The organism is Moorena sp. SIO3I6 (assembly GCF_010672095.1).
In genome coordinates, this window is the sequence record NZ_JAAHHU010000949.1 from 1 (window position 1) to 1,896 (window position 1,896).

Annotated in this window: 2 protein-coding genes; both read right to left on the bottom strand. The window is 40.6% G+C overall.

Annotated features, from left to right (window positions below):
- Nucleotides 1-295: 295 nt before the first annotated feature.
- A complete protein-coding gene (locus F6K49_RS44805) occupies nucleotides 296-1,120 on the bottom strand; it encodes a P pilus assembly protein, chaperone PapD (RefSeq protein ID WP_293108497.1) in 825 nt (274 codons plus the stop codon).
- A gap of 74 nt (nucleotides 1,121-1,194) precedes the next feature.
- The gene (locus F6K49_RS44810) at nucleotides 1,195-1,326 is read right to left on the bottom strand and encodes a hypothetical protein (protein WP_293108501.1); all 132 of its coding nucleotides are present in this window, start codon (nucleotides 1,324-1,326) and stop codon (nucleotides 1,195-1,197) included.
- Nucleotides 1,327-1,896 lie beyond the last annotated feature (570 nt).

Below are 1,896 nucleotides of genomic sequence, written 5' to 3' on the forward strand. Positions count from 1 at the left end.
TTACTAGCAACTTTATATAAAGCTGTCAAGTTAGAGCCAAAAAAAAAGCCGTCCTAGAAGGACGGGGCTTTAAACCCAATATTTTTGGTAAGAACAAGGTTGGTTGCGTTGATTTTTTGCGCTTTACGGTGAGATACCAGCCAGTAAGAGACGGGGTTAATTCTACCTACTCCTCAAGGAACAGGCAAGCAATGCAGCAAAAAGGAGATGCACCCGAACACAGACCAGGGAACAGGCAAGATGCCTGTTCCACAAAACTCTTAAAATCATTCTATTATTAAGCAACGCCCTCAGGTTAATTACTCTGAGCAGTGGTGCTGGTGGGAACAGTCAGATTAATACTAAAAGGCACACTTTGTCGATTCTCTTCTTCGCCCCAAAGCAAGGTTCCAGTCAATTGGTATTGTCCAGCTGTCAGTTGCTTGGCATCACTAGGATATCCGATAGAAATTTTCCGTTCTCCCCCAGCAATAACTGTCCATTCGTTTTGTTTGCCAGTGGTGACCGTAGTGCTTCCCTGTTTCAAAGTCCACTCCACCTTGGGACGTGCAGTGGCATTGCCACTGTTGCTAACCTGTAACAGAATCTGCTTACTCTTGTCATCAAAGCTCGCTTCCTCTACGGTCAATTTGGGAGAAATATCTCCATGACGTACATAGACAGTCACACCAACGCGAGGTACGATGCCCATACTGACACCACCACGGTTATTCTGAGAATGTGCCAGATTTTCTGTGAAAATCACTGCCCGATATTCCCCTTTATCCATACTAGGAGGAAAGCGGGAAATCATGCGGATGCGGCGAGTTACGCCTGGTTCTACTACCAATTCACGAGGGGAGAATTGTAGATAAGGGGTTAAATCATTAGAGCTAGATTCCAATGCTTCAAACCCATTTTCATCGTAGGTGAAAGGTTTCGCATAGACACGGGCTCGAAACGCCTTATTACTGCGATTGGTGACGTTGATGATACCTCTAGCTTGACCTCGTTCTGCTTCTTCTTCAATAACTAAAGGAGAAACTTGAACCTGAGCTTTAGCTAATCCTGGAAACAGCACCAGTGCAGATAAGGCGCAACTACCTAAATAGGATATTAAATGTTGATTGAGTTTAATCATTTCTAGAGAATCGGGAATCGGGAAGTTAGAAGTTAGAAGTTAGAAGTTAGAATTTAGAATTTAGAATTTAGAAGTTAGAATTGGGAATCGGGAATCGGGAATCGGGAATCGGGAATCGGGAATCGGGAATCGGAAATCGGAAATCGGAAATCGGGAATAGTAAATAGGTAAAAATATGTGTAACTAATTAATATAAAAGTAAGCATTTAGCTTATGGGCTACTTGAGGTGCTACTTGAGGTGCCAAAGGCCAAAGGCTGACGGCTGACGGCTGACGGCTGACGGCTGATTGCTGATTGCTGATTGCTTACGATAATTTAGTAACCAGCGATATACTTTAATCTATTGTTGACTAAAATTTTAGTAATAGCTATGGTTGAAATTACTGATTTTTATAGAGTATTTTAAAAAAAAAATCGTTATAAATACGGATATAGCAATCCTAAGTAATTTGTAAGTATTCACACAAAAATAATTACCGGTTTTACAAAATCAAAATCCTGATTTTGTAAGCATTATCGAGAATAGGAGGAGGTAATTTATTTTGTAATGATACTTAAACAATACTTCCCTTAAAATCGTCCTGAGTGCTAAGTAGTGATAAATTAAGCCATGATCACAGAATATTCAAGTTCAATCCTGACTTAGGTAACAAAAGCAGGAAAAGGTTGATATGTAATCCCTTTGCTCTGACACCTATGCCAGCATGATAGTAACGGACATTGCCTCAAATCAAGAAATTTCCAGTTGGAATCGGCAAACCTATCAACGTTTGAA

Excerpts from the sequence above, each read along its gene's own strand:
- F6K49_RS44810 (WP_293108501.1), bottom strand. The coding sequence starts at position 1,326 with ATGCTTACTTTTATATTAATTAGTTACACATATTTTTACCTATTTACT.
- F6K49_RS44805 (WP_293108497.1), bottom strand. The coding sequence starts at position 1,120 with ATGATTAAACTCAATCAACATTTAATATCCTATTTAGGTAGTTGCGCC.